Origin of the sequence: Streptomyces sp. NBC_01618, from assembly GCF_045209435.1 — a bacterium.
GTDB lineage: Bacteria > Actinomycetota > Actinomycetes > Streptomycetales > Streptomycetaceae > Streptomyces.
The window spans coordinates 1,654,091-1,679,242 of record NZ_CP109297.1 but is presented as its reverse complement, the minus strand read 5'-3'; the positions used below and the strand labels follow the sequence as shown (position 1 = coordinate 1,679,242).

Annotated in this window: 27 protein-coding genes; 16 read left to right on the top strand and 11 right to left on the bottom strand. The window is 70.2% G+C overall.

What is annotated here, in order from left to right; genetic code table 11:
• The first annotated feature begins 304 nt into the window (after window positions 1–304).
• Window positions 305–526 (top strand): helix-turn-helix domain-containing protein, encoded by a 222-nt coding sequence (locus OH735_RS07970; protein ID WP_018518904.1) that lies wholly within the window; start codon window positions 305–307, stop codon window positions 524–526.
• 152 nt (window positions 527–678) lie between these two features.
• Window positions 679–1,470, top strand: a complete 792-nt coding sequence (locus OH735_RS07965; protein ID WP_406380657.1) for an enoyl-CoA hydratase/isomerase family protein — start codon at window positions 679–681, stop codon at window positions 1,468–1,470.
• A gap of 91 nt (window positions 1,471–1,561) precedes the next feature.
• Here OH735_RS07965 and OH735_RS07960 read toward each other — a convergent pair whose 3' ends face one another.
• Window positions 1,562–2,263 (bottom strand): hypothetical protein, encoded by a 702-nt coding sequence (locus tag OH735_RS07960; protein ID WP_406380655.1) that lies wholly within the window; start codon window positions 2,261–2,263, stop codon window positions 1,562–1,564.
• Between the two features lie 91 nt (window positions 2,264–2,354).
• Here OH735_RS07960 and OH735_RS07955 point away from each other — a divergent pair, with 91 nt between their 5' ends.
• The 5 genes from OH735_RS07955 to amaP are packed head-to-tail and all read left to right on the top strand — an operon-like array spanning window position 2,355 to window position 4,694.
• The gene (locus tag OH735_RS07955; protein WP_406380653.1) at window positions 2,355–2,828 is read left to right on the top strand and encodes an Asp23/Gls24 family envelope stress response protein; all 474 of its coding nucleotides are present in this window, start codon (window positions 2,355–2,357) and stop codon (window positions 2,826–2,828) included.
• Between the two features lie 48 nt (window positions 2,829–2,876).
• Window positions 2,877–3,068 carry a hypothetical protein gene (locus OH735_RS07950; protein ID WP_266745425.1) on the top strand — a complete coding sequence of 64 codons (192 nt, stop codon included), beginning with the start codon at window positions 2,877–2,879 and terminating at the stop codon, window positions 3,066–3,068.
• Complete coding sequence (locus OH735_RS07945; protein ID WP_406380651.1) at window positions 3,065–3,427, top strand: hypothetical protein; 363 nt, start codon at window positions 3,065–3,067, stop codon at window positions 3,425–3,427. The genes OH735_RS07950 and OH735_RS07945 overlap by 4 nt, the downstream gene beginning before the upstream one ends.
• Complete coding sequence (locus OH735_RS07940; RefSeq protein ID WP_406380649.1) at window positions 3,424–4,110, top strand: DUF6286 domain-containing protein; 687 nt, start codon at window positions 3,424–3,426, stop codon at window positions 4,108–4,110. The genes OH735_RS07945 and OH735_RS07940 overlap by 4 nt, the downstream gene beginning before the upstream one ends.
• 5 nt (window positions 4,111–4,115) lie before the next feature.
• Window positions 4,116–4,694, top strand: a complete 579-nt coding sequence (gene amaP / locus OH735_RS07935) for an alkaline shock response membrane anchor protein AmaP (RefSeq protein WP_406386466.1) — start codon at window positions 4,116–4,118, stop codon at window positions 4,692–4,694.
• A 129-nt stretch (window positions 4,695–4,823) separates the two neighbouring features.
• Here the strand turns inward: amaP and OH735_RS07930 are convergent, their stop codons facing one another.
• The 6 genes from OH735_RS07930 to OH735_RS07905 all read right to left on the bottom strand — a co-directional run bounded on the left by OH735_RS07930 (window position 4,824) and on the right by OH735_RS07905 (window position 10,414).
• Window positions 4,824–5,579: an SDR family oxidoreductase gene (locus tag OH735_RS07930; protein WP_406380647.1), complete on the bottom strand. Its 756-nt coding sequence runs from the start codon at window positions 5,577–5,579 to the stop codon at window positions 4,824–4,826.
• 5 nt (window positions 5,580–5,584) lie between these two features.
• Entirely contained in the window at window positions 5,585–7,384 is a 1,800-nt protein-coding gene (locus OH735_RS07925; RefSeq protein ID WP_406380646.1) for a glycoside hydrolase family 15 protein, read from the bottom strand.
• A gap of 115 nt (window positions 7,385–7,499) precedes the next feature.
• Window positions 7,500–8,360 (bottom strand): SURF1 family protein, encoded by an 861-nt coding sequence (locus OH735_RS07920; protein ID WP_406386465.1) that lies wholly within the window; start codon window positions 8,358–8,360, stop codon window positions 7,500–7,502.
• Between the two features lie 74 nt (window positions 8,361–8,434).
• Window positions 8,435–8,668: a hypothetical protein gene (locus OH735_RS07915; protein WP_072482991.1), complete on the bottom strand. Its 234-nt coding sequence runs from the start codon at window positions 8,666–8,668 to the stop codon at window positions 8,435–8,437.
• A gap of 64 nt (window positions 8,669–8,732) precedes the next feature.
• Window positions 8,733–9,731, bottom strand: coding sequence for a DEDDh family exonuclease (locus tag OH735_RS07910; protein WP_406380644.1), 999 nt, complete (start codon window positions 9,729–9,731; stop codon window positions 8,733–8,735).
• 29 nt (window positions 9,732–9,760) lie between these two features.
• Window positions 9,761–10,414 (bottom strand): TetR/AcrR family transcriptional regulator, encoded by a 654-nt coding sequence (locus tag OH735_RS07905; RefSeq protein ID WP_406380642.1) that lies wholly within the window; start codon window positions 10,412–10,414, stop codon window positions 9,761–9,763.
• Between the two features lie 115 nt (window positions 10,415–10,529).
• Between OH735_RS07905 and OH735_RS07900 the strand changes: the two genes are divergently transcribed.
• The 4 genes from OH735_RS07900 to OH735_RS07885 are packed head-to-tail and all read left to right on the top strand — an operon-like array spanning window position 10,530 to window position 14,728.
• Window positions 10,530–11,330 carry an acetoacetate decarboxylase family protein gene (locus OH735_RS07900; RefSeq protein WP_406380641.1) on the top strand — a complete coding sequence of 267 codons (801 nt, stop codon included), beginning with the start codon at window positions 10,530–10,532 and terminating at the stop codon, window positions 11,328–11,330.
• On the top strand, window positions 11,327–12,211 hold the full coding sequence (locus OH735_RS07895; protein ID WP_406380639.1) for an SDR family NAD(P)-dependent oxidoreductase: 885 nt from the start codon (window positions 11,327–11,329) through the stop codon (window positions 12,209–12,211). The genes OH735_RS07900 and OH735_RS07895 overlap by 4 nt, the downstream gene beginning before the upstream one ends.
• Before the next feature lie 10 nt (window positions 12,212–12,221).
• Window positions 12,222–13,499: an amidohydrolase family protein gene (locus tag OH735_RS07890; protein WP_406380637.1), complete on the top strand. Its 1,278-nt coding sequence runs from the start codon at window positions 12,222–12,224 to the stop codon at window positions 13,497–13,499.
• Complete coding sequence (locus OH735_RS07885; RefSeq protein ID WP_406386464.1) at window positions 13,499–14,728, top strand: amidohydrolase family protein; 1,230 nt, start codon at window positions 13,499–13,501, stop codon at window positions 14,726–14,728. The genes OH735_RS07890 and OH735_RS07885 overlap by 1 nt, the downstream gene beginning before the upstream one ends.
• A 68-nt stretch (window positions 14,729–14,796) precedes the next feature.
• Here OH735_RS07885 and OH735_RS07880 read toward each other — a convergent pair whose 3' ends face one another.
• Complete coding sequence (locus OH735_RS07880) at window positions 14,797–16,185, bottom strand: recombinase family protein (RefSeq protein WP_406380635.1); 1,389 nt, start codon at window positions 16,183–16,185, stop codon at window positions 14,797–14,799.
• A 217-nt stretch (window positions 16,186–16,402) separates the two neighbouring features.
• On the opposite strand from OH735_RS07880, the gene OH735_RS07875 reads away from it, so the two are divergent.
• Window positions 16,403–17,116 (top strand): VIT family protein, encoded by a 714-nt coding sequence (locus OH735_RS07875; RefSeq protein WP_406380633.1) that lies wholly within the window; start codon window positions 16,403–16,405, stop codon window positions 17,114–17,116.
• A gap of 174 nt (window positions 17,117–17,290) precedes the next feature.
• On the opposite strand, the gene OH735_RS07870 is transcribed toward OH735_RS07875, so the two are convergent.
• Window positions 17,291–17,875, bottom strand: a complete 585-nt coding sequence (locus OH735_RS07870) for a TerD family protein (protein ID WP_406380631.1) — start codon at window positions 17,873–17,875, stop codon at window positions 17,291–17,293.
• Between the two features lie 305 nt (window positions 17,876–18,180).
• On the opposite strand from OH735_RS07870, the gene OH735_RS07865 reads away from it, so the two are divergent.
• Window positions 18,181–19,059 (top strand): sterol desaturase family protein, encoded by an 879-nt coding sequence (locus tag OH735_RS07865; protein WP_406380629.1) that lies wholly within the window; start codon window positions 18,181–18,183, stop codon window positions 19,057–19,059.
• Complete coding sequence (locus tag OH735_RS07860) at window positions 19,056–19,742, top strand: lysoplasmalogenase (RefSeq protein WP_406380628.1); 687 nt, start codon at window positions 19,056–19,058, stop codon at window positions 19,740–19,742. The genes OH735_RS07865 and OH735_RS07860 overlap by 4 nt, the downstream gene beginning before the upstream one ends.
• Here OH735_RS07860 and OH735_RS07855 read toward each other — a convergent pair.
• Both OH735_RS07855 and OH735_RS07850 read right to left on the bottom strand, forming a co-directional pair.
• Entirely contained in the window at window positions 19,729–21,150 is a 1,422-nt protein-coding gene (locus OH735_RS07855) for a CoA transferase (RefSeq protein ID WP_406380626.1), read from the bottom strand. The genes OH735_RS07860 and OH735_RS07855 overlap by 14 nt on opposite strands.
• Window positions 21,151–21,321: 171 nt before the next feature.
• Window positions 21,322–22,851, bottom strand: coding sequence for a S8 family peptidase (locus OH735_RS07850; RefSeq protein WP_406380625.1), 1,530 nt, complete (start codon window positions 22,849–22,851; stop codon window positions 21,322–21,324).
• A gap of 291 nt (window positions 22,852–23,142) precedes the next feature.
• On the opposite strand from OH735_RS07850, the gene OH735_RS07845 reads away from it, so the two are divergent.
• On the top strand, window positions 23,143–23,508 hold the full coding sequence (locus OH735_RS07845) for a DUF485 domain-containing protein (protein WP_406380624.1): 366 nt from the start codon (window positions 23,143–23,145) through the stop codon (window positions 23,506–23,508).
• A complete protein-coding gene (locus OH735_RS07840; protein ID WP_406380622.1) occupies window positions 23,505–25,145 on the top strand; it encodes a cation acetate symporter in 1,641 nt (546 codons plus the stop codon). The genes OH735_RS07845 and OH735_RS07840 overlap by 4 nt, the downstream gene beginning before the upstream one ends.
• Window positions 25,146–25,152: the final 7 nt, after the last annotated feature.

Below are 25,152 nucleotides of genomic sequence, written 5' to 3'. Positions count from 1 at the left end.
TCATTCGGCCCATGCGTGATCCATCATCTGCGTGAGTACGTCTCGTACCCCCGTGCGGCGCCCGGCAGATACCTGCCGGGCGCACCCATGAGGGGCCGCGTTCCCCATGTGGCCCTGACCTGCCGGTTCGTCCCGAAGCTGCCCCCACCCGCCCCTGAAGCCCCGTGGAATGAGGGCTTCCGGTCGTGTCGGCCCGTTCTCCGGACCGGAATCCGGTTGTACGGACCTTGCCGAATGGGTGGCCAGGAAGCCCCCGAGGGGTGATCATGAGAGTCCAGAGCGCACTTCCCATGAGGAGGCACGGGTGGCCGAGACTCTGAAGAAGGGCAGCCGGGTTACCGGCGCCGCGCGCGACAAGCTCGCGGCAGACCTGAAGAAGAAGTACGACTCCGGTGCGAGCATCCGGGCGTTGGCCGAGGAGACCGGCCGCTCCTACGGATTCGTCCACCGGATGCTCAGTGAGTCCGGAGTCACGCTGCGTGGACGCGGCGGAGCGACGCGGGGCAAGAAGGCCGCCACGGCCTGACGGCCTTCGGCGGATCGGGGCAGGTCGTCCGGACCCGTCCCGGGGCTCACCGGTTTCGGCGGTGGCCACCCGGTCGATCTGACTGTCGGCCGGGTGGTTACTGTTCAGTCACTTAGTTCGACCTGCTGACTGAACCGATCCGGAGGCGCCCCATGACCTCGCTCGACTCTGTGCTCGACAAGGATGGCGTACGACTCACCGTCGACGACGCGGTTGCCACGGTGACCCTCACCAATCCGGCCAAGCGCAACGCTCAGTCCCCCGCTCTGTGGCGGGCGTTGACCGAGGCCGGACGGGCACTGTCCGGCAGCGTGCGGGTCGTCGTGCTCCGTGGCGAGGGCAAGTCCTTCTCCGCGGGCCTCGACCGACAGGCGTTCACCCCCGAGGGGTTCGACGGCGAGCCGTCCTTCCTCGACATGGCGCGCGGCCCGGAGTCCGAGCTCGACGTGACCATCGCCGAGTACCAGGAGGCGTTCACCTGGTGGCGCCGCAACGACATCGTGTCGGTCGCGGTCGTCCAGGGTCATGCGATCGGGGCCGGCTTCCAGCTCGCCCTCGCCTGCGATCTGCGCATCGTCGCGCAGGACGTGCAGTTCGCCATGCGTGAGACCAGCCTCGGCCTGGTCCCCGACCTCACAGGCACCCACCCCCTGGTGAACCTGGTGGGGTACGCTCGCGCGCTCGAAATCTGCGCCACCGGCCGCTTCGTGTACGCCGAGGAGGCCGAACGCACCGGTCTGGCCAACCTCGTGGTCCCCGCCGGTGAACTGGACGTGGCGGCCCGCGACCTGGCCGCCGCACTGCTCGCCGCCCCGCGCGACGCGGTCGTGGAGACCAAGGCGTTGCTGAGCGGTGCCGTCTCCCGTGGTTACGAGGAGCAGCGCATCGCGGAACGCGCCGCGCAGGGCCGCCGGCTGCGCGACCTGGCGGGCATCACCGACTGAGCCGGGGTGTGGGCCGGATCCGCCCCGGCCCCATGCGGCAGCCCCGGCGGGGCAGTCCGGGACGCGGTGGGTCGGTCCCGGGCCCGGTGGCTCAGTCCCGCTCCACCACCGCCGTGACCAGCACCGTGACCGAGGGATGCCCCTCCACCGCGGCCGCCACCGCGCCCCGCACCGCGCGAGCCACGTCGAGCGCCCGGTGGCCCGAGTCCGTCGCCAGCTCGACCCGCACCCGGCCCGGACCCGTGTGCACCGCGTTGCCCAGCACCTGGGTCAGCGCCACAACACCCGGAACACCCGCGGCAGCGGCCCCCGCCGCGCCTTCCGCCCTCGCCTCGCGCACCTCGGCCGGTTCGAGGGTCGGCCTTACGGGTGACGTGTCCAGCAGTTCCGTCACCCGGAGATCCACCTCGGCGACCACCAGGCCCAGCCGCTGCCCGGCCGCCGCCAGCAACGCCGAGCGCAGCTCCGCGGCGGCGGCGGGCAGCGGCTGACCGGACAGCGCCGACATGGTCGCCTCCACCCGCAACGGCCCCGGCGGCAGGGCACTCGGCGGTGGCTCCACCTCCGCAGCCGGGGCCCCGTCCGGATCGGCCACCGAGATCCTCAGCTTCCCGAGCACCGGCCCCGGTCCCGGCCCGCCCACCGCGCCGCGCAGCACCGCGACCGCGGCCCGCTCCGAGATCCAGGCCCCGTCCGCCGGACCGCCCAGCGGAAGCAGCCGGCCGAGGCCGAGCCGTTGCCGTACTGCCGCCGTCCATCCGTCGGCCCCGCGCGGACCGTCAGCCGTCGTCATGTCCCCAGCCTGCCGCATCCACGGCGCGAGACGGGGCAAGCGCACTTAGTGTGGGCAACGAGGTCCAACCTGCCCGAAGGGAAGAGTGGCGATGACCGAGACTCCGCAGCGGAACCGGCCCGAAAGCCCCGACAAGGAACCGACCCCGCTCATCAAGCGCGGTGGGGGAGACCCCGCCACCCGTGGCCGCACGACCATCGCCGACGGCGTGGTCGAGAAGATCGCGGGAATGGCCGCACGCGACGTGGTCGGTGTCCACGCCATGGGCAGCGGCTTCTCGCGCACGTTCGGTGCGGTGCGCGACCGGGTCCCCGGCGGTGGCAAGTCCGTCACCCGCGGGGTGAAGGCAGAGGTCGGCGAGTCACAGACCGCACTCGACCTGGAGATCGTCGTCGACTACGGCGTGTCGATCATCGATGTCGCCCGTGACGTACGGGAGAACGTGATCGCGGCCGTCGAGCGGATGACCGGCCTGGAAGTCGTCGAGGTCAATATCGCGGTGAGTGATGTGAAGCTGCCCGACGAGCCCGACGACGAGGACCATCCCGAACCACGTCTTCAGTAGGTCTCCGAACCTGTAGGCCCCAAAACCGAGGCAGCTGAGGAGCGCACGATGAACATGGCGGTGGTCGGCATGGTGGCCGGCATGGCGCTCGGATTCGCCGGGTACTTCGGCGGGTTCGGGGCATTTCTCCTGGTCGCCGCGTTGGGGGCGGTCGGCTTCGTCGTCGGCCGGTTCCTGGAAGGCGACCTGGAACCCGGCGACTTCTTCCGGGGTCGCGAGCGCGGCGACCGACGGCGGTGACGGCGTTGTCGGGGGTGGACGGCCCGATCGCCGCCGGTGAGCGCGGGGAGACCCGGATCGCCGACCGGGTGATCGCGAAGATCGCCGCACAGGCGGCGAAGGAGGCGATCGACGAGCCGCCGGAGCAGGGCGCCTCGCCGCGCGCCACGGTCACGGTGCAGCGTGACACCGCCCGGGTACGGGTGAGCCTGGAGCTCGGATACCCCACCGACATCGGCCGCCAGTGCGGCGGGGTGCGTCGGCATGTCGCCGAACGGGTAAGGGCGTTGGCGGGAATGGAAGTGCCCGAGGTTGCCGTACAGGTCGAGCGCCTGCACCCGACGGGAGCGGGCATCGCGGCACAGGGGAGGATCCGATGACCGAGCCCCACGACCCGGAACACCGTGAACAACGGCCGCCCGCCGTCCGGCCCGTCGAAAAGGGCGACGTGCTCGAACTCGACCAGTCCGCCTCGTCCGCCGCGTACGACCCGGTGCCCGCACAGCACGGGAGCGGCGACCGGGCGGGCCGATTCTGGTCCCCGCGCCGCATCCCCGCGGCGGTCCTCGCGCTGGTGAGCCTCGGCGGCACCGGCCTCCTCCTCTACGACGTGGCGGCGGTACGGGCCGACCGGCCGGCGATGCGGTGGCGTCGCGTGCTGGCCGGTGAACTCGCCGAGCGGCCGCTGGACAATGTCTGGGTGCTGGCCGGCGCGGCGGCCGCCCTGGCGATCGGCCTGTGGCTGCTCGTGCTCGCCGTCACCCCCGGACTCCGCGGCCTGCTGCCGATGCGCCGCGACCGTCCCGTCGTACGCGCCGGTCTGGACCGCACCGCGGCGGCGCTGGTCCTGCGCGACCGAGCCGTCGAGGTGTCCGGCGTGCAGTCGGTACGGGTCCGGATGGGCCGGGGCAGGGCGGGGGTGCGCGCGGTGTCGCACTTCCGTGAACTCGACGACGTACGGGCCGATCTGGACACCGTGCTCGCCGCCGCCATCAGGGAACTGGGGCTGGCCAGGCCGCCCAGCCTGTCCGTGCACGTCCGCCGTCCGACCAAGAAGGGGTGAGCCCGTTGCTCAGGACCGTCAACCGGGTGCTGCTCGGCCTGGCCGGGCTGGTGCTGATCTGCGTCGGCGGCGCGGTGCTCGCCGCGGGACTCGGCCTCTCCGTACCGTCCTGGTGGCCCTGGTACGGCAAGGGCGATGTGCTCCTCAGCCAGGCCGACCGGGACCGCTGGCGCGGCGAGGGCTGGTGGTGGCCGACGGTGATCGCGGTCCTTGCCGTCGTGGTCGCCCTCGCCCTGTGGTGGCTGCTGGCCCAACTGCGCCGGGCCCGCCTCGCCGAGGTGCTGGTGGACAGCGGCGACGGCGAGGGCGCGCTGCTGCGGGGCCGGGCTCTGGAAGGGGTGCTCGCCCAGGAGGCGGGGACCCTGGACGGGGTGGCTCACGCCCAGGTCACGCTGACCGGCCGGCGCAGTGCGCCGCATGCCAGGATCCGCCTGCTGATGGAGCCGCACGTGGCACCGGACGAGGCGCTCGGCCGCCTCACCGACGAGGCGCTGGCGCATGCGCGGGATTCGGCGGGGCTGGCCGAGCTGCCGGCCGAGGTGCGACTGCGAGCAGTCAAGCACCGTGCGGAAAGGGTGAGTTGACGCACCGTCGGACGGGCGGGCGGGCGGACCGACGGGCCCGCACGGCCCGCCCGCCCGCACGGCCCGCCCGCCGGTACGGAACGAAACCGGGCCGCCCCGGAAACCAGTCCGGTTCGGGAACGCGTGGGTTCAGAAGCCGTGCCGGTAGCCGCCGTCGATCGGCAGCATGATGCCCGTCAGATACGACGCCGCGGGCGAGAGCAGGAACGCCGCGGTCCGGCCGAACTCCTCCGGCGTGCCGTACCGCCGCAGCGGAATGCGTGACTCACTGGCCGTGCGGGAGGCTTCCGCGTCGCCCGAGAGCGTATCCAGCTCACGCACCCGGTCCGTGTCGATCCGGCCCGGCAGCACGCCCACCACTCGGATCCCCCGGGGACCGAGCTCGTCGGCCAGGGACTTGGCGAAACCGGCCAGCCCCGGGCGCAGCCCGTTGGAGATGGTCAGCCCGGCGATCGGCTCGTACACGGAGCCGGAGAGCACGAAACCGATGACGCCGCCCTCGCCGAGCGTGGCCGCGGCGGCCCTGGCGAGACGTACCGCACCCAGGAACACCGAATCGAAGGCCGACTGCCACTGCTCGTCGGTGTTGTCGGCGAGGAAGCCGGGCGCCGGCCCGCCGACGCTGATGAGAATGCCGTCGAGCCGCCCGAACCGCTCGTGCGCGCTGTCGACCAGACGCTGAGCGGCGGCGGGATCGGCATTGTCGGCGGCGAGGCCGACGGCGTCCGGCCCCAGTTCGGCGGCGGCCGCCTCGACCCGCTTCTCGTCCCGCCCGGTGATGATCACCCGCGCCCCGTCCTCGGCGAGCGCCCGGGCCGTGGCGTTGCCCAGCCCCCGGGTCGCTCCGGTGACGATGTACACGCGGTCCTTCAGTCCAAGATCCATGGGCCCTATCCTGCCGCCTCGGCCTCCAGCGTGTTCTCCCCGGCCAGGGCCATGGCCGTGCCCACCAGTCCGATGTGGCTGAACGCCTGCGGGAAGTTGCCCAGTTGTCGGTGCCCGACGGTGTCGTACTCCTCGGACAGCAGCCCCACATCGTTACGGAGCGCCAGCAGTTGCTCGAAGAGCTCTCGGGCCTCCTCGGTGCGCCCCGTCAGGTGCAGGGCGTCGGCCAGCCAGAACGAGCACGCCAGGAAGGCCCCTTCGCTGCCGGGCAGCCCGTCGATCGAGGTGCCGTCCGTGCTGTAGCGGCGGACCAGGCAGCCGCTGCCCAGCTCCTCCCGGACCGCGTCGACCGTCCCGATGACCCGGGGGTCGTCCGGCGGCAGGAAGCCGGTCCGGGGGATCAGCAGCGTCGCGGCGTCCAGGTTCCGGGAGCCGTAGGACTGTGTGAAGGTGTTCCGTACCGGGTCGTACCCCTTCTCGCACACCTCCCGGTGCACGGCGTCCCGCATCGCCCGCCACCGGTCCGCTTCGCCGGCCAGCGAGGGGTTCTTCTCCAGGGTGCTCACGGCACGGTCGGCGGCGACCCAGGCCATCACCTTGGAGTGCACGAAGTGGCGGCGCTGGCCCCGGATCTCCCACAGCCCCTCGTCCGGCTCGCGCCAGGTGGACTCCAGGAAGCCGAGCAGGCTGAGCTGCACGTTCCAGGCGTGCGGCTTGTCGTTCAGGCCCGCCTCCCGCGCGAGCCGCAACGAGTCGATGACCTCCCCGTACACATCGAGCTGACGCTGGCGGACCGCGGCGTTGCCGATCCGGACCGGGCCGGAGCTGTCGTATCCGCTCAGCCACGGCAGCTCCGCCTCGGGCAGCCTGCGCTCGCCCGCCAGGCCGTACATGATCTGCAGATCGGCCGGATTACCGGCGACGGCCCGCAGCAGCCAGTCCCGCCAGGCGGCCGCCTCCTCCAGATAGCCGGCCGAGATGAGCGCGCCGAGGGTCAGCGTGGAGTCCCGCAGCCAGCAGAAGCGGTAGTCCCAGTTCCGTACGCCGCCGATCTCCTCGGGAAGCGAGGTGGTGGGCGCCGCCACGATGCCGCCGGTCGGGCCGAAGGTGAGCGCCTTCAGCGTGATCAGCGAGCGGATCACCGCCTCGCGGTACGGGCCGCGGTACCTGCACCGGGCCGACCATGCGGCCCAGTCGGCCAGGGTGTTCTCCAGCGCCTCGAACGGGTCGACGAGTTCCGGGCGGGGCGAATGAGAGGGGTGCCAGGTCAGGACGAACGCCACCTGATCGCCCGCGGAGACGGTGAACGACGAGCAGGTGGAGAACTGCTGGCCCCAGGTCTTGACCGGCGGCTCGCTGCGCAGCCAGACCGAGTCCGGCCCGGCGACCGCCACCCGTTGTCCCTGCGAGCGGCGCATCCACGGCACGACCGAGCCGAAGTCGAAGCGCAGCCGGATCACGGAGCTCATCTCGACCGTGCCGCTGACGCCCTCGACGATCCGCATGACATCGGGTTCCCGGTCGCGCTGCGGCATGAAGTCGGTGACCTTGACCGTGCCGGTACGGGTCTCCCAGTACGTCTCCAGGACGAGGGAGTCACCCGCATAGCCGCGCCGGGTACAGGCGTCGGCGCCCTTCGGGGCGATCCGCCAGTGGCCGTTGTCCTCGTTGCCGAGCAGGGCGGCGAAACAGGCGCCCGAGTCGAAGCGGGGCAGACAGAGCCAGTCGACAGAACCGTTCCTGCCGACCAGGGCGGCTGTCTGCAGATCACCGATGAGGGCGTAGTCCTCGATGCGTGGGGTCACGTTCTGGCGTGTTCCCGAACCTGGGCCCCGTTAAGCAGTCCAGTCCCACGAGAGGCAGGGGTCACCTCGGTACGCCGGCTGTCAGAGGCGGCCCCGCATCCCGGCGGAGGCGGCGTCAGGCCGTCGCGGGCGCCGGCTTCTCCGGCTGTTCCGGCTGCCCGGGCTGCCCCGGCTGTTCCGGCGTCTTCGGCTCGCAGAGGTCCTGTTCCCCGGCGGCGGCCTTGGCCGCGGCCTCCACCCGGTCGTGCTTCTCCCGGCGGGCGAGGACCACGAAGCCCACCGGAACCCCGGCGGCGAACAGCCACCACTGCACGGCGTACGCCATGTGCGGGCCGATCGAGCCGTCGTCGGGGGCGGCGATCAGTTCCGGGGAGCCGCCGGACGGCTCGGGTCCGGTCTGCTCGATGTAGCCGCCGAGCACCGGCCGGGAGAGCCGCTTGGCCTCCTGGGCGCTGTTGATCAGCATCACTTGGCGGTCCGGCAGGTCCGAAATGTCCTTGATGCCGCTGGTGCCGGTCGTCTCGTCGGCCTTGAGCCGCCCGGTCACGGTCACTTCGCCCTTGGGCACGGCCGGTACGTCGGGGAACGCGCGCTGGCTGTCGGCGGAGGGCACCCAGCCGCGGTTGACCAGGACCGTGCCGCCGCCCTTGAGGTCGAGCGGGATCAGCACATGGACGCCGATCCGGTCGTCGGTGGAGGTCCTGCGGCGTACGACGACCTCGTGCGCGGTGTCGTACGTACCCGTGGCCGTCACCGCGCGCCAGTAGTCGGAGCGCGGGACCGTGTGACCCGGCGAGGTGAGCGAGGTGACCGGAACCGGTTTCGCCTTGAGGTTGCGGGAGATCAGGGAGTTCTGCGCGACCTTGTGCTCATGCTTGTGCAGCTGCCAGAAGCCCAGCTCGACCATCGTGGGAATCAGTACGAGGGCGAGGAGGGCGAGGATCAGCCACTGCCGGGTCAACAGGAAGCGGTACACCCCATGACGGTACAACTGCGTCATGGGGTGCATCGCGGAGGGGTGGGGGAAGGGGGCGCGGCGGCGGCCGGTGCTCAGACTTTGTCGATGATGCCCACCTTCCCCTCGGCGCGGGCGCAGTGACCGCCGCAGAACCAGTGGCCGTCGACCTCGACGCCCTGGCCGATGATCTGGACCCGGCAGTGCTCGCAGATGGGTGCCATGCGGTGAATGGCGCAGGAGAAGCAGTCGAAGACGTGCACCGCGCCCTGCGCGTGCACCTCGAAGGACATGCCGTAGTCGTTTCCGCAAACCTCGCAACGTGCCATGCGCCACAGGGTGGGACGCCGGAGCGGCGGCGGGCGAGCGGCGGGCGGGCGAGTCGCCCCCGGTTCACTCCGATGACCGCGCGGCCGGCTGCGCCGCCGCCGGCGCCACATCGCGCAGCAGATGGGTGAACGCGCTCTCGTCCAGGATCGGTGTCCCGAAGGACTTCGCCTTCACCGTCTTCGACGTCGCCGCGTCCGGATCATTGGTGACGAGCAGGCTCGTCAGCCGGGACACGCTGGTCGCCACGTGCAGCCCGGCCTCCACGGCCCGGTCCTCCAGCAGCTCGCGGTCGATGGAGGTGTCCCCGGAGAACGCCACCCGCATACCCTGCATGAGGGGTTTGTCCTTCTCGTACCGCCCGGGGTTCGGGTACGGGCATGCCGGACGCTTGCGCGAGGGGCGCCAGCTGCCCTGACCGTACGAGGGCTGGTAGCCGATCCGCGGAGTGACCGGGGAGTCCGACCACTCGGTCAGCGGCCGGCACTCCAGCAGCGGCAGCCGCACCCCGCCCCGCGCCGCCGCGTGCAGACTCGGCCGGAACGCCTCGGCCAGCACCCGGGCGTCGTCCAGCGCGTGGTGGGCGCGCTGCTGCACGACTCCGAAGTGCGCGGCCAGCGACTCCAGCTTGTGGTTGGGCAGCGGCAGCCGCAGCTCCTTGGAGAGCGCGATCGTGCACAGCCGCTGCTCGACGGGGGCGGTGACCGAGGCCCGTGCGTACTCCCGGGCCAGCATCGACCAGTCGAAGGCCGCGTTGTGCGCGACGAGGACGCGGTCCGCGAGCCGCTCGGAGAGCTGGGCGGCGACCTCCGGGAAGAGCGGAGCGCCTTCGAGCACGTCGCTGGTCAGCCCGTGGATCCAGACCGGGCCGGGATCGCGTTCGGGGTTGACGAGGGTGTACCAGTGGTCCTCGACATTGCCCTGCGCGTCCAGCCGGTAGACGGCCGCGGACACTATCCGGTCGTCCCGTGCGAGTCCGGTGGTCTCCACGTCGACGACCGCGTACCCCTGCGGGTAGGCGGTCGGCCACGGTGCTGCGGTCTGGAGGTCGTCGAGCATGGTCACAGAGAATACGGGCCGCCGCTGACAGTCTCCTATTCGGCCGTCTCCCGCCCGGGTGCCTGTCGTACGGGACCGGCCAGCAGCCCCTCCACCAGAGCCCGCACGGAGTCCGCGAAGAGCCGGTCCGGATCGGCGGGCCGGGCCAGCGCGCGGGCCAGTTCGGGATCGTCCTCCGCGGTGGACGCGGCCCACAGATCGCCCTCGCCGGGGGACTGGACGGGGGACCGCTCCCGATTGCGTTCGACGAGCAGGAACCCGACGGTCTGGAACTGCACCGCCCGCACGGCTGCCGCGGCCCGCGCCCCGCGCAGCCCCGCGGCGTGCACCTCGTGGACGAGGGCCCGCTGTGCGGGGAGGAACATCCGCTCGGTGAGCCCCCGTTCGTGGACCATCGCGATCAGATGCGGCCGGGTGCGCAGTTCGCGGCGCAGGCCGCGGGCGACGGAGACGATCCGGGCCGCCGGGGTCCGGCCGGCCGGGCGGAGGGTGCCCATCTCCCGCACCGTGCGCTCGACGAGGGCGTCCAGCAGCGATTCGCGATTGCCGACGTGCCAGTAGATCGACGTGACCGCGGTGCCCAGTTCGGCGGCGAGCCCGCGCATGGTGAGGGCCCGCGGGCCGTGCCGCTTCACCAGGGCGGTGGCGGTGTCCAGTACCTCTTCGCGGGTCAGCGGCGATCGGGCCACAGTGCTCCCAGTTCTTCGAACTCCATTACTTGCACGCCTATTTACCCTTCATTCGGGGCGGTGTAACTGTGTTACAGAACCCGGGCATCGGACAACCGAGAAGGGTGGTACGTCCATGGCACGTGTACGGTACGGCGCGCGCACCGGGGCCGAGATCGCGGCGGCCCGCGCGGCCCGCTCCCAGCTCCCCGACATCTGGTCCACCGGCGTGGTGGCCCTCTGGGAGAGCGACCCCGACGCGGTGGCGGCCGTCCTGCCGCCGCCCCTCGAACCCGCACAGCGCCCGCTCGTCCGGGCCAGTATCAGCACGGTCGAGCTCCCCGGCTACCCGCTCGGTGCCGGCTCCGTCGCGGTCGCCGCCGTCCATGACGGGCACGAGGGCTGGTATCCGCTCGTCATGCCGATGACCCATGAACGGGCGCTGATCGGCGGCCGCGAGGTGTTCGGCGAACCGAAGAAGCTCGGCGAGGTGACCGTCGAACGCGACGGCCTCGTCGTCCGGGCCGCGCTGGCCCGGCACGGCATCGCGTTCGTCGAGGTGCGCGGCGCGGTGAGCGGACCGCTCCCGCTGCCCGAACCGGCCGACAAGCTCGACTTCTACTTCAAGTTCCTGCCCGCCGTGGACGGCGAGGGCTTCGACTCCGCCCCCGTGCTGATCCACTGCACCCGCCACGAGAAGGTCCGCCGGCTGGAACGCGTCGCGGGCGACGTGGTGCTGCGCGAATCGGTGCACGACCCGGTCGCCGACCTCCCCGTACGCCGGCTGGTCGACCTCACCATCGGCGAGAAGACCAGCGACCAGCGGGGCAGGGCCGTGGAGCGGGTGGGCGCCGAGGCGCTGTTGCCGTACATCCACCAGCGCTACGACGACCCGCAGCAGGTCCACGACGGCCCGCCGGAGGGGAGCGTCCGATGAGGCTGGAGGAGGGGCAGGTCGCCGTCGTCACCGGCGCGGCGAGCGGCATCGGCCTCGCGATGGCGCGCAGGTTCGCGGCCGAGGGGCTGAAGGTCGTCCTCGCCGATGTGGAGGAGGGCGCGCTCGACAAGGCGGCGGGCGGCTTGCGCGAGGACGGTGCGCGAGTGCTGGCGCACGTCGTCGACGTGAGTGAACGCGACTCCGTACGGGCCTTGGCCGAGGCCGCGTACGACACCTTCGGCGCCGTGCACGTGCTGTGCAACAACGCCGGTGTCGGTTCCGGGGCCGAGGGCCGGATGTGGGAGCACGAACCGAACGACTGGCAGTGGGCCTTCGCCGTCAATGTGTGGGGCGTCTTCCACGGCATCCAGGCGTTCGTCCCGCGCATGATCGCGGACGGCGGCCCCGGCCATGTCGTCAACACCTCGTCCGGCGACGGCGGTATCGCCCCGCTGCCGACCGCCTCCGTGTACGCGGTCACCAAGGCCGCCGTCGTCACGATGACCGAGTCCCTGTACGCGCATCTGAAGGCCGAGCGAGCGGCGGTCGGCGCCTCCGTCCTCTTCCCCGGCCCGCACATGCTCCGTACCGGACTGTGGGAGTCGCACCGCAACCGGCCCGCGCGGTACGCCAAGGAGCGCCCGCGCAGGACCCCGTACCGCAGCCTCGACCAGTGGGAGTCCGCGATGCGGGCGGCGGGCCACGAGGTGGAGTTCACCCCCGTGGAGGAGGTCGCCGCGACCGTCGTCGACGGGATACGCGCCGACCGCTTCTGGATGCTGCCGGAGAGCGAGCACAGCGACCGGCAGATCCGCGCCCGGTCGCAGTCGATGCTCGACCGGTCCGAACCGTCGTACCTGGAGAGCTTCATACTCGACTGAGGAGCGAGCGATGACCGACGACCCGTACCTGATCATCTCCTCCGACTGCCACGCCGGACTGCCCACCGAGGAGTACCGGCCCTACCTCGACGCCCGATTCCACCGGGAGTTCGACGAGTTCCTCGCCGGACGCGATCGCCGCCGTGCGGAGATGACCCGCCTCGGCGTACGCAACGAAGCCTTCGCCGACAAGTGGTTCCACGACAACGAGGAAGGCCTGAAAGGCGGTTGGGACGCGACGCAGCGTCTCAAGGAGCTCGACGGCGACGGGGTGGCGGCCGAGGTCGTCTTCCCCGACGCGGACGCCGTCGACAGCCGGACCGCCGCCCCGTTCGGCGTCGGCCTCGGACTCTCCGGCGACCAGGACCCGGAACTGGGCATGGCCGGCGCGCAGGCCCACAACCGCTGGCTCGCCGACTTCGTCGCGCAGAATCCCGAACGCCACTGCGGGGTCGCCCTGCTGCCCGTCACCGGCGAGGTCGACCGGGTCGTCGCGGAGATCCACCGGGCGAAGGAGTCCGGACTAGGCGCGCTCATGATCCCGTCCATGTGGGTGGACAAGGCCCCGTACCACGACCGCCGTTACGACCCCGTGTGGGCGGCCGCCGCCGAGACGGCCATGCCGGTCGTCACCCACTCCGGTGCTGCCCCGCGCCACGAGTACGGCGACCACCTCGGGATCTACGTCTCCGAGGTCACCTGGTGGCCGTCCCGGCCGCTCTGGTTCCTGCTCTGGTCGGGCGCCTTCGAACGCCATCCCGGGCTGAGGTTCGGCGTCGCCGAGTCCGGCTGCTGGTGGCTGCCGAACCTCCTGTGGTTCATGGACCGGCTCTACCTCGGCGCTCACGGCGGAAAGAAGCTCTCCCCCTTCGCCGAACTGAAACGGCCCCCGCACGAGTACCTCGACCGCCAGGTCTTCATCTGCGCCACCAACACCAAACGCCGCGAACTCGCCCAGCGGTACGAGATCGGCGTCGACAACATCCTGTGGGGCAGCGACTTCCCGCACCCCGAGGGCACCTGGCCGAACACCGCGAACTGGCTGCGCGACACCTTCCACGACATCCCGGTGGCCGAGACCCGCCGGATGCTGGGCCTCGCCGCCGCCGAAGTCTTCGGCTTCGACACGGCGAAGCTCGCTCCGATCGCCGAACGCATCGGGCCGACACCGCAGGACCTGGGCCAGAGCGCCGACCAGACGGCGGTCGAGGCCTCCTGGGCCAGGTCGCGCGACGTGGGCCGGCACTGGCTGACCGGGCACGACTTCCCTGCCCTGGGGGTCGGATGATGTCCCGCGAGCGCTACACCGTCATCTCCGCCGACTGCCACGCGGGCGCCGACCTCCTCGACTACAGGCCGTACCTGGAGGCCAAGTACCACGACGATTTCGACGCCTGGGCGTCGAGTTACGTCAATCCGTACGAGGACCTCCTCGCCGACACCGCCGACCGCAACTGGAACTCGAACCGTCGCGTCGCCGAGTTGGAGTCGGATGGTGTTGTGGCGGAAGTGGTGTTTCCGAATACCATCCCGCCCTTCTTCCCTGCCGCGTCGCTGATAGCCCCTGCCCCGTCGAAGGAGGAGCACGAGCAGCGCTGGGCTGGCCTGCGCGCGCACAATCGCTGGCTCGTAGACTTCTGCGACGCGGCTCCGGGCCGACGGGCGGGCATCGCACAGATCCTGCTCAACGACGTCGACGAGGCGGTGCGCGAGATCCGCCGCACCAAGGCGGCGGGTCTGACGGGCGGCATCCTGCTGCCAGGCGCGCCGCCAGGCTCCGGCATTCCCGAGCTGCATTCCCAGGCGTACGATCCGATCTGGGCGGTATGCGACGAGCTGGATGTACCGGTGAACCACCATGGTGGCTCCGCATCCCCGCCGCTGGGCAACGAACCAGCGGCCCGCGCGGTATTCATGATGGAGACGACTTGGTTCTCGCACCGGGCGCTCTGGCACTTGATCTTCGGCGGGGCCTTCCGCCGCCATCCGGGCTTGAAGCTCGTCCTCACGGAACAGGGCTCGGGCTGGATTCCGGGGGTTGTCGAGATGCTGGACTACTACCACAGCCGACTGCTCGCGGCGGCGACGAAGGCCTCGACGGCCGAGTCCAAGTTCGGTGCGGGGCTTGCCGCTTCGATGGGCAAGGGCCCCAGCGAGGTCTGGCGCGACAACTGCTTCGTCGGCGCCAGCTTCATGCGCCCGCACGAGGTGCCGCTGCGCGACCGGATAGGCCTCGACAAGATCATGTGGGGCAGCGACTATCCGCACGACGAGGGTACCTTTCCATACACCCGTGAAGGATTGCGGATCGCCTATGCAGGCCTGCGTCGTGAGGAAGTGGCCGCCATGGTCGGTGGCAACGCCGCGCACGTATACGGTTTCGACTTGGCCGCTCTCGACCGTATCGCTGCGAAGGTCGGCCCGACCGTTGAAGAGATCGCGGAACCGCTGAGAGAGATCCCGAAAGACGCAACCAGCCCAGCCTTTGCACCGGGAGGATCAGTTCGCCTGTGGTGAAGAGCCCGGTCCGGCTACAGGAATGGCCAGGAGTCCTGCCGCCGGACCGACCCCGGGGTGTCCGGCAATCAGTGTCGTGTGATGATCTCGATCTCATCGTCTCTCAGCCCAGCCCCTTTGGGGCGACGCCCGCACCGGCCAACTGGTTTGACGACGACAGTTGTTAGCTGCGAACGGATGAAGATTCGGCGTTCCTCCGTTGTCCACCCATCCCAGCGCGCTTCAGCAGCGCTGGCACGAAGCGTGGTTTCGGCATGAAGTCGTGCCGCACCAATTTGCTTGTGGAGAGCGTCAATTCGCTGGCGGATTCGCCCAGCAATACGGCAATAATCGACGGTCGCCAGATTACCGTGCTCGTAGGCTTCGTCGAGTTCCCCGATTTGCTGCTCCAGTTCGCGCTCTAGCTTGTTCAGCTCGGCCAGGTTTGCTCGAGCGCTTTCGCGCGAGGAAGCGATGGGTAATTGCTGCAGCATGAACAGCACTTTCTGGGTGACGTGCTGATCCACGAGCGTTCGTTGGCGGGAAACCTGCCCGCACCCGCCAATACCTCTGTCGCATCGGTACATGAGGGAGCCGCCGTTGGATCCACTCTTCCGCGCGCCAGTCATCGGTGTGCCGCATCGTCCACACGTCGCGACCCCGCCGAGGAGCGATACCGAATGCCCCTCTGGGCGTGGCTGGGCGGTCTTGACGAGTGCTTGGAGCAACGCGTTATAGGTCTCGCGGTCCACGAAGCCCGGCCAGGCTGCAGGCCCGACGATCTGCCCCTTGTGAGTCAACAGGCCCACGTATCGTGGATTGCGGAGCACTCGTCGTAGCATGTGCGACTGCCACTGGCCGCCGGCCGCAGGGTGGGTACCGCGCCGATTGAAGTCTTGTGCGATCCGAGTCGTCGACTCTCCGGCGAGCACCCTTGCCACCGCTTCGCGGTATGCATCCCGTTCTGCAGGCACCACTGTGTGACGGTCTGGTTGAAATCCGAAGGGGCGGCGACCGCCGCTGCTGTCCAACCCTTGCGCTCGTCTTGATTCCTTCTGACGCCGCAAGCGCAATGACGTGGCCATGGATTCGACCTTCGCCTGCGCGGCGAGAAATGGCCATGCTGGATTGGCAAACACATCCCCCTCTGCCACGGTATAAACCTTGAAGCCCGGGTGTTCCTGTTGGTGATCATGCAAGTCTTCAAGATCAGAAAGTCTTCGACCGAGGCGGTCGTGACGTGTGCCGAGCAGCCAGGTCAATGGTTGGTCACTCAGATGCTGAACTACGCCCTGAACCCACTGTGATTTGTCGTGCCGGACCTTGCTCGCACTGACGTTGTCGTCCGTGAAGATCTTTATGAGATGCAAACCGAGCCGATCTGCCAGATCAGTCACAGCTCCACGCTGAGTAGCCAGACTGGCCCCGCTCTGGTCGGGATCCGGACTAATCCGTAAGTAGCCGATGGCATCCAACATGCTCTCCCTCGTTCGTCGCTCGAAGGACTCAACGAAGGAAGTGAGGTGTTCGTAATGGGTTGACTAGAAGACCGCTCCGCCGTTCTTTTTGATTTGTCGCGGCGTCGACTGGCCGGTCTCGCCGATAGGGAGCCACTGGCCAGTGCTGCGAGCCCGGCCCTTCGCCCCGGGTGGGTCGGTACACGTCTGGTGAGGGTACGGATGAGACCCTCCCCGGGTGACGGAGACACAGACCCACGATGAAGCCCATAGCAACGGCCTCGGCACGCGGCTGAACTGGCTGCGCGCCGCGGTCCTCGGCGCCAACGACGGTGTGGTCTCCACCGCCGGCCTCGTCGTCGGCGTGGCCGGAGCCACCGCCGACCGCGGCACCCTGCTCACCGCGGGCCTGGCCGGACTGCTGGCCGGATCCATGTCGATGGCGGCGGGCGAGTACGTATCGGTCTCCACCCAGCGCGATTCGGAGAAGGCCGCACTGGCGACGGAGAGACGGGAACTGAAGGAGGCCCCCGAGGCGGAACTCATCGAGCTGACCGGCCTGTTGGAGGGCAAGGGCCTGAGTCACGAGGTCGCTCGCGAGGCCGCCGTCCAGCTCACCGAACGCGATGCGCTGCGCGCCCACGCCGTGGTCGAGCTGGGCATCAACCCGGACGAGCTGACCAACCCCTGGCACGCGGCGGCAGCGAGCTTCCTGGCGTTCACGGTCGGCGCGCTGCTGCCGCTGCTGGCGATCGTGCTGCCCCCGGCGTCGCTGCGGCTGCTCGTGACCGTGGTGTCGGTACTGGTGGCGCTGGCGGTGACGGGCTGGTGGAGCGCCCGCCTGGGCGAGGCGACAGCGGGACCGGCGGTGCTGCGGAACATGGGCGGCGGAGCGCTGGCGATGGCGGTCACGTATGCGGCGGGGGAGTTGCTGGGGGCGGTCGGGGTCTAGCCAGGTCTTTCGTTCGGATCACGCCGGGGCAGGGGGCCGGGGCACGCGAGCCCCGGCCTGAGACGAACGAAAGACCCTGGCGTCAGCCGGTCGTCCGGACGGGCGCGCTGCTGCGTCCATTCGCAGCCGTTCCCGGCACCGATGCCGGCCGTCGGCACCGCCGGCGGTCGCGTACTACTTGCTGACCGCGAAGCGCATCAGGGCATGCTCGTTACCCTGCTTGATCTTCCCCGTCTGGTTGATCACTTCGAGTTTCCACGTGCCGCCGACCCGCACGGCCTTGGCCACCGCGCAGCCGTTGTCCTGGGTGAGCAGGCTGGGCCATATGTCGGCGACCTGCTGCGAGCTTCCCCCGGTCGCGTCGTAGACCTTGAAACTGATGTTGCGGGCCTTCTGGAAGGAGCTGCCCTTCTTGAACGCGGCGGCGACGAAGACGATCGACGTGATGTTGCCCGGGATGCGCGCGAACTCGACCGTGACGGTCTCGTCGTCGCCCTCCCCGCGCCCGGTCTGGTTGTCGCCGCTGTGCACCAGGGAGCCGTTGCCCATGGGGTCCAGCGAGTCGAGGCCGGCCAGGCGCACCGGGTCCCCGCCCTGTGTCGCGATGGCGATCAGGTCGAGGTCCGTTCCGGCCTTGCGGTGGAGCAGGCCCATGACACCGCCGCTGCTGCCGGCCGTGGGGTCCCAGGACACGCCGATGGACAGATGGGTCACTCCGTCCAGGTCCGCCGGGCCGTCTTCCTTGGTGAGCGTGATCATGCGTGGATCATCCTTTTGTCAGGTGGACCTCAGAGGGACTACAACACGCCGAGTGTGCCTGGGCGCCTCGGTGGCTCCATACGACGGGTCCCCATGGGTGCGGCGCGTACGAACCCACTCGGGCTGCCCTGGGGCGGCAACTTCCAGACCTCGCAAGGCGGTTACTCGCCCGCGGCAGCTCCGGTACAAGGATCGCGCGAAGCCCGCATTGGCGGAAGTCACCAAAGACTGCTGACACCGCGTCTCGCATACTTGTTGGTAACAACGTCTGGTGCGTGTCCGATCCGCGGCTCTACGGTGCTCCTATGCCGCCGAACCTGCCCGATGTAGTGCTCTGGTCCATACCGGCCTTCGTCCTGCTCACTGTCCTCGAAATGGCCCTCCACCACTTCCATCCCGATGAGGAAGCCGCCGGGTACGAGACGAAGGACGCCGTCACCAGCATCACCATGGGGCTCGGCAGCCTGGTCTTCGACCTGCTGTGGAAAGTGCCCATCGTCGCGATCTACACCGCCGTCTACGAACTGACGCCGCTCCGCGTCCCCGTGCTGTGGTGGACGGTCCTGCTGATGCTGCTCGCGCAGGACTTCTTCTACTACTGGTCCCACCGCGGCCACCACGTCATCCGGATCCTCTGGGCGTGCCACGTGGTCCACCACTCCAGCCGGAAGTTCAACCTGTCCACCGCGCTGCGCCAGCCCTGGACGTCGCTGACCGTCTGGCCCTTCTACGTGCCGCTCATCACCTGCGGTGTCCATCCGGCCGCGCTGGCGTTCTGCTCGTCGGCGAACCTCGTCTACCAGTTCTGGGTGCACACGGAGCGTATCGACAAGCTTTCCGCGCCCTTCGAGTACGTACTGAACACGCCCTCCCACCACCGGGTGCACCACGCGTCCCAGGGCGGCTACCTGGACCGGAACTTCGGCGGCATCCTGATCCTGTGGGACCGGATCTTCGGGTCCTTCACCGCCGAGACGGAGCGGCCCGTGTTCGGCCTCACCAAGAACATCGACACGTTCAACCCGCTCCGCGTCGCCACCCACGAGTACGCCGCGATCGCCCGCGACGTGCGCGCGGCGGCCAGTTGGAGCGAGCGGGCCGGACGGATCTTCCGGGGGCCCGGCTGGCAGCCCGGCGGAGCGGTCTCCCGTACGGCCGTCCCCGCCCGGGAGCGCACCGGATGAGCGCCGACGCCGCCGTCGGGAGCGCCGACGACGCCGTCACGGACCGGCGGGAACGTCTCGTACGCCCGCTGCTCATCGCCTTCCTCGTGGCCTCGGCCGTCGACCTCGTCGGCGTCCTCGCCGACGTCCCGGCGGCCCACCTCCTCGCCAAGCCCCTGCTGATGCCGCTGCTGGCCGGGTACGCCGCCGCCCGGCGCGGGCCCCGGCTGCTCGTCGCGGCGCTCCTGTTCGGCTGGGGCGGCGACACACTGCTGCTGCCCGACTCCGACGCCGCCTTCCTCATCGGGATGGGCTCCTTCGCCGCGGGCCACGTCTGCTACCTGTGGCTCTTCGGACGCGCCCGGAGCCCGCTGCTCGCCGGGGCCGGGTACGCGGCCGTCCTGGCCGTCTTCGTCGCACTGCTCTGGGGCGGCCTGCCGCCGGACCTGCGGATACCGATGACCGGCTACAGCCTGCTGCTGACGGCGATGGCGTACCGCGCCGGCACCCTCGGCCGGTACGCAGCCGTCGGAGGGGCGCTCTTCCTCCTCTCCGACGCGCTCATCGCCACCGGCATCGCCGACTGGCCGCAGCTGCCCGCCCCCGACTTCTGGGTCATGCTCACCTACATCGCGGCGCAGTTCCTGCTGACCGTCGGCGCGCTCGCACCCGGCGGGCGCGCGAAGGCCCTCATCGAGTCGTGAGCCAGGCGGCCGCGTCCGCCCCCAGCGGACCGGGCGGACGCGACCAGTCGGCGGGGGAGCCGTCGAAGGCGACCGGCGCCACGGCGTGACGCAGCCGTCCCAGCGGGCTGTCCGTCTCCGTGAGCCACTTCTCCGGGTCGTACGACGAACCCGCGGCTTCGCCCTCCCGGCCGGCGGGCAGCTCGTCGAGGAGCCAGGCGGCGGTACGGGCGAGCGAGAGCGTGGCCAGCCGGGAGCCGCCCTCGTCGTGCTGCTCGGTCAGGGCGCGCAGCACGGCGGCGGCCAGCAGATAGCCCGTGCCGTGGTCGAGCGCCTGGGCGGGCAGTGCACCGGGCGGGTGCTCCGCCCCGGCCGTGGCCTCGACCGAGGCGATGCCGGTGGCCACCTGCACCAGACTGTCGAAGCCGCGCTGCCGCGCCCACGGGCCGTGCCCCCAGGCCGATAGCCGCCCGATCACCAGCCCCGGCCTGCGCGCGGCCAGGGCCCTTGAAGTCAGGCCGAACCGCTCGACGGCCCCGGGCCGGTAGCCGATGACGACCACGTCAGCGCCGGCCAGCAGTTCGTCGAAGGCGGCCGCACCGGAGCGGCTGCCCAGATCCAGGTCCACCGACCGTTTCCCGAAACCGGTGTCGCTGTGCGCTTCCTGACTCTCCGGGAGCCGCAGGGCGTCGATCCGCAGGACGTCAGCGCCGAGCAGCGCGAGCGTACGGGTGGCGACGGGCCCCGCGATGACCCGGGTGAGGTCAAGCACGCGCACCCCGGCGGCGGGCAGCAGCGGCTCGCCGGTGAGCGGCGTCGACCGGCGGACGGACGCGCTGTCGATACGTTCCCTGCCCACCAGCGGCGTACCCGCGACGGCGGCGCCCCGGGGGTCGGCCGCCCACTGTGCCGGTGTACGGGCGGCGACGGCCAGGCCGCCCGCCGCGTACACCGTCTCCTCGATCTCGCCGCCCCGGCGCCCGGCGAACGAGGCGGCGACGGCGGCCACGGCGATGTCGTCCGAGGTGTCCGCGGGCAGCCCCAGCGTGGTGAGCAACCGGGCCCGGTGGTGCGGGTAGTTGGCGTGCGTACGGACCCAGCCGTCTGCCGTGCGCCAGAACCGGGACAGCGGGGCGAAGTTGGTCGGCGCGCGGCCGTCGATCCGCAGATGGCGCTCGCTGGTGAACGCCGTGGCCACCGCTCCGTCGTCGACGCCGACCCGAGGCACGGGGCGCGCGCTGCGGCGGGCGGCCAGTTCGGCGGCGGCCAGTGAGCAGACCGCGACTGCGGAACGGGCCAGTTCCAGGACGGGCAGCCGCGCGGGCAGCGCACCGGTGGGTCCGCCGAATCCGATACGGCCGAGAAGCGCGGGGTCACCGCCGAGAGCGGCCCAGGCCTGCTCCGTACCGGAGCTCTGTATGCGTGTCATGTCCGCACTATGGCACTGAGTGCCACCTGACGGAAGGAAGGGCCGCCGGCTACCGGGCGATGGGCGAGCGTACGGCGCTGAAGGTGCTCGTCGAGCCGTGACACCATGACGACGGGGCCGGACGGGAAGTGCTTCCCGTCCGGCCCCGGTTGCGCAGAGTTGCGGAGCCGACTACTTGACGGCGTTCAGGGCGTTGACGATGCCGTGGCCGTAGTAGCCGTTGACCTTGCTGTCGCCCTTGCAGGTCGTCGCGTCGATCAGCTGGCCGGCCGAGTTGTAGACCTTGGACGGGCAACCCGGGTTGACGGCCTGGGCCTTCAGCAGCTCCTGCAGCTGTGCAGGCGTGGCCTTCGGGTGCGTGCTCTTCAGCAGGGCCGCGACGCCCGCGACATGCGGGGTGGCCATCGAGGTGCCCTGCTTGTAGCCGTACTGGCCGTCCACAACCGTCGAGAGCACACGGCCGTTGGCGTCCGGGGTGGCCGGGACCTGCCACCTGTCGCCGCCGGGGGCGGACACGTCGGCGACGCCCAGACCGAAGCTGGAGTAGTACGACTTGAAGCCCTGCGTGCCGGTCGCGGACACCGTGACGACGCCCGGCAGCTGGGTCGGGATGTCGAAGCACTTGTGGGGGTCGATGGTGCGCGTCCCCGAAGGGGAGTCGTTCGGGCTGGAGGTGTCGACGATGCTGTCGGAGTTCAGGTCGTAGTTCTCGTTGCCCGCCGCGGCGACATTGAGGACGCCCTTGCGCTCGGCGTACTTCGTGGCGCGGGTGAGGGCGTCGAGCAGAGCCTTCTGGTCCGGGTCGTCCTGGCAGTTGAAGTACCAGGGGTCGACGTAGTAGCTGTTGTTGGTCACCTCGATGCCGTGCTCGGCGGCCCAGACGAAGCCACAGACGACCGCCTCGGTGTAGAAGAAGCCAATGCCGGGCTCGCTGACCTTGATGCCGGCCACCTTGACACCGGGGGCGACACCGGTGACGCCGATGCCGTTGCGGGCGGCGGCGATCGTTCCGGCGACGTGCGTGCCGTGGTCACTGCCGTCGGGGTAAGGGCGCCAGGCGCCCTCGGAGTTGTCCGCCACGCCGCCGACGCAGTTGGCCGACTGCTCCTTGGAGAAGTTCGCCTTGAGGTCGACGTGGGTGTCGTCGACACCTGTGTCGATCACGCCGACGGTGACCGAGGGGCTGCCGTCGTTGATCTTGCTGGCCTCGTCGGCCTGGATGGCGCGCATGTCCCACTGGTTGGGCTCCAGCGGCTCCTGGCCCGGGCCCGCGGCCGCGGCGGCCTTCGCGGCCTCCTCGGCGGTCAGCAACTCGGTGCTGCCCTCCTCGGTCGTGGCGACGGACTTGAGCGGGGCGGTGCGGGTGGCACCGGCCGACTCGACACCCGGGGTGTTGCGAATGGTCTTCGCGAAGTCGGGGTTCGAGGAGTGGACGACGATCACGCCTATACGGTCGTACGACGTCACGATCGTCCCGCCGGCCTCGGCTATTGCTCGGCGCACCACACCCGTGCTGTGCACGGGGGTGGTGTTGACGACGTACGACAGCTTCGGGCCATCCGTCGAGACCGCCGCCGTGGGCAGTCCGTCCGACGGGGCGGCGGACGCGGCACTCATCGGCAGGAAGCCGAGCGAGGCAGTGAGGGCCAATCCGACGGGCAGCGTCAGTGCGCGGGTCCGCCTGGATCCCAGATGCGCCATGGGGTCTCCACATCATCCGTGTCAGCCGGCCGGACACGAGGTGTGTCCGGACGTGTGTATGAACGGTGAAGTTATCGCTGATCATCCCGCGCATCAATGAATTGACGACATTCAGTTCGAAGCGTGCCGTCGATCGGGCGAAGCGGAGGAGCAGTAACGCGCGGTGAACCGCTTCGCCGCGCCCCACGTGCCGTTGTCAGGGGAGTCGCATAACCAACCCCCCGACATCGAGGTTCTGTTGTGAAACCCACCACCACCCCCACCACCGCACCCGCGTCGCGAGGAGAATCCGTGGCTACCGATGCATCGCCGCCCAAGGCCGGTCCGGACACCGGCCCTGCCCAGCCCACGACAGAACGGTTCGTCGAGGTCCAGGAGAGCCCTGAGTTCGCCGAACTGCGCCGCTCGTACCGCTCGTTCGCCTTCCCGCTGACCATCGCCTTCGTCCTCTGGTACCTGCTGTACGTGCTGCTGTCCAACTACGCGGGCGGCCTCATGGGCACCAAGGTGTACGCCAACATCAACGTGGCCTTCGTGTTCGGCCTCGCCCAGTTCGTCACCACATTCCTCATCGCCTGGTTCTACTCGCGCCACGCGGCCGCGAAGCTGGACCCGAAGGCCGAGGCCATCAAGTCCCGTATGGAGGCCGACGCATGAGCGCCGCATACCACGCCCACCCCGCCCTCCAGCTGGCCGCCTCCTCGGCCACCGAGCACCGGCCGCTGATCATCACGCTCTTCGCGGTGTTCGTCGCCGCGACCCTGGGCATCACCGTCTGGGCCGGCCGGCAGACCAAGAGCGCCGCCGACTTCTACGCGGGCGGACGGCAGTTCACCGCGTTCCAGAACGGGCTCGCCGTCTCCGGCGACTACATGTCGGCGGCATCGTTCCTCGGCATCGCCGGAGCCATCGCCCTCTTCGGCTACGACGGCTTCCTGTACTCCATCGGCTTCCTCGTCGCCTGGCTGGTGGCCCTGCTGCTGGTCGCCGAACCGCTGCGTAACTCGGGCCGCTACACGATGGGCGACGTCCTTGCCTACCGGATGCGGCAGCGCCCGGTCCGCACCGCCTCCGGCGTCTCCACCATCATCGTGTCGATCTTCTACCTGCTGGCGCAGATGGCGGGCGCGGGCGTCCTGGTCTCCCTGCTGCTCGGCATCACCAGCGACGCGGGCAAGATCCTCATTGTCGCGCTGGTCGGCGTGCTGATGATCGTGTACGTCTCGATCGGCGGCATGAAGGGCACCACCTGGGTCCAGATGGTCAAGGCCGTGCTGCTCATCGCCGGTGCCCTCCTGATGACCTTCCTGGTGCTGCTGAAGTTCGACTTCAACATCTCCGACCTGCTGGGCACGGCCGCCGCGAAGAGCGGCCACGGAGCGGCGTTCCTGGAACCCGGACTCAAGTACGGCGCCACCGGCACCTCCAAGCTGGACTTCCTCTCCCTCGGCATCGCCCTGGTCCTCGGCACCGCCGGTCTCCCGCACATCCTGATCCGCTTCTACACGGTGCCGACCGCCAAGGCCGCCCGTAAGTCGGTCAACTGGGCCATCGGCATCATCGGCGCCTTCTACCTGATGACGATCGCGCTCGGCTTCGGCGCCGCGGCGCTCATCGGCCCGGACGAGATCAAGGCGAAGAACCCGGCCGGCAACGCGGCCGCCCCGCAGCTCGCCGAATACCTCGGCGGGGTCGGCTCCACCGGTGGCGCCGTGCTGCTGGCCGTCATCTCGGCCGTCGCCTTCGCCACCATCCTCGCCGTCGTCGCGGGGCTGACCCTCGCGTCCTCGTCCTCCTTCGCGCACGACATCTACGCCAACGTCATCCGCAAGGGGAAGGCCACCGAGAAGGAGGAGATGCGGGCCGCACGCTGGGCCACCGTCCTCATCGGCGCGGTCGCGATCGTCCTGGGAGCCTTCGCCCGCGACATGAACGTCGCCGGACTGGTGGCGCTCGCCTTCGCCGTCGCCGCCTCCGCCAACCTGCCGACGATCCTCTACAGCCTCTTCTGGAAGCGCTTCACCACCCAGGGCGCCCTGTGGTCGATCTACGGCGGTCTCGCGAGCTCGGTGATCCTCGTGCTGTTCTCCCCGGTCGTCTCCGGCAACCCGAAGACCTCGATGTTCAAGGGCGTCGACTTCGCCTGGTTCCCGCTGGAGAACCCGGGCCTCATCTCCATCCCGCTGGGCTTCCTGCTCGGCTGGATCGGCTCCCTCCTCTCGAAGGAGGAGCCGGACAAGGGCAAGTACGCCGAGCTGGAGGTCAAGTCCCTCACCGGTGTCGGAGCGCACTGACCGAGAA

What these genes read in the sequence shown, in the direction of transcription:
- OH735_RS07965 (WP_406380657.1), top strand. Translation starts at nt 679, where the DNA reads ATGACCTCGCTCGACTCTGTGCTCGACAAGGATGGCGTACGACTCACC.
- OH735_RS07960 (WP_406380655.1), bottom strand. Translation starts at nt 2,263, where the DNA reads ATGACGACGGCTGACGGTCCGCGCGGGGCCGACGGATGGACGGCGGCA.
- OH735_RS07955 (WP_406380653.1), top strand. Translation starts at nt 2,355, where the DNA reads ATGACCGAGACTCCGCAGCGGAACCGGCCCGAAAGCCCCGACAAGGAA.
- OH735_RS07950 (WP_266745425.1), top strand. Translation starts at nt 2,877, where the DNA reads ATGAACATGGCGGTGGTCGGCATGGTGGCCGGCATGGCGCTCGGATTC.
- OH735_RS07940 (WP_406380649.1), top strand. Translation starts at nt 3,424, where the DNA reads ATGACCGAGCCCCACGACCCGGAACACCGTGAACAACGGCCGCCCGCC.
- OH735_RS07930 (WP_406380647.1), bottom strand. Translation starts at nt 5,579, where the DNA reads ATGGATCTTGGACTGAAGGACCGCGTGTACATCGTCACCGGAGCGACC.
- OH735_RS07915 (WP_072482991.1), bottom strand. Translation starts at nt 8,668, where the DNA reads ATGGCACGTTGCGAGGTTTGCGGAAACGACTACGGCATGTCCTTCGAG.
- OH735_RS07900 (WP_406380641.1), top strand. Translation starts at nt 10,530, where the DNA reads ATGGCACGTGTACGGTACGGCGCGCGCACCGGGGCCGAGATCGCGGCG.
- OH735_RS07895 (WP_406380639.1), top strand. Translation starts at nt 11,327, where the DNA reads ATGAGGCTGGAGGAGGGGCAGGTCGCCGTCGTCACCGGCGCGGCGAGC.
- OH735_RS07890 (WP_406380637.1), top strand. Translation starts at nt 12,222, where the DNA reads ATGACCGACGACCCGTACCTGATCATCTCCTCCGACTGCCACGCCGGA.
- OH735_RS07885 (WP_406386464.1), top strand. Translation starts at nt 13,499, where the DNA reads ATGTCCCGCGAGCGCTACACCGTCATCTCCGCCGACTGCCACGCGGGC.
- OH735_RS07880 (WP_406380635.1), bottom strand. Translation starts at nt 16,185, where the DNA reads ATGTTGGATGCCATCGGCTACTTACGGATTAGTCCGGATCCCGACCAG.
- OH735_RS07870 (WP_406380631.1), bottom strand. Translation starts at nt 17,875, where the DNA reads ATGATCACGCTCACCAAGGAAGACGGCCCGGCGGACCTGGACGGAGTG.
- OH735_RS07865 (WP_406380629.1), top strand. Translation starts at nt 18,181, where the DNA reads ATGCCGCCGAACCTGCCCGATGTAGTGCTCTGGTCCATACCGGCCTTC.
- OH735_RS07860 (WP_406380628.1), top strand. Translation starts at nt 19,056, where the DNA reads ATGAGCGCCGACGCCGCCGTCGGGAGCGCCGACGACGCCGTCACGGAC.
- OH735_RS07855 (WP_406380626.1), bottom strand. Translation starts at nt 21,150, where the DNA reads ATGACACGCATACAGAGCTCCGGTACGGAGCAGGCCTGGGCCGCTCTC.
- OH735_RS07850 (WP_406380625.1), bottom strand. Translation starts at nt 22,851, where the DNA reads ATGGCGCATCTGGGATCCAGGCGGACCCGCGCACTGACGCTGCCCGTC.
- OH735_RS07840 (WP_406380622.1), top strand. Translation starts at nt 23,505, where the DNA reads ATGAGCGCCGCATACCACGCCCACCCCGCCCTCCAGCTGGCCGCCTCC.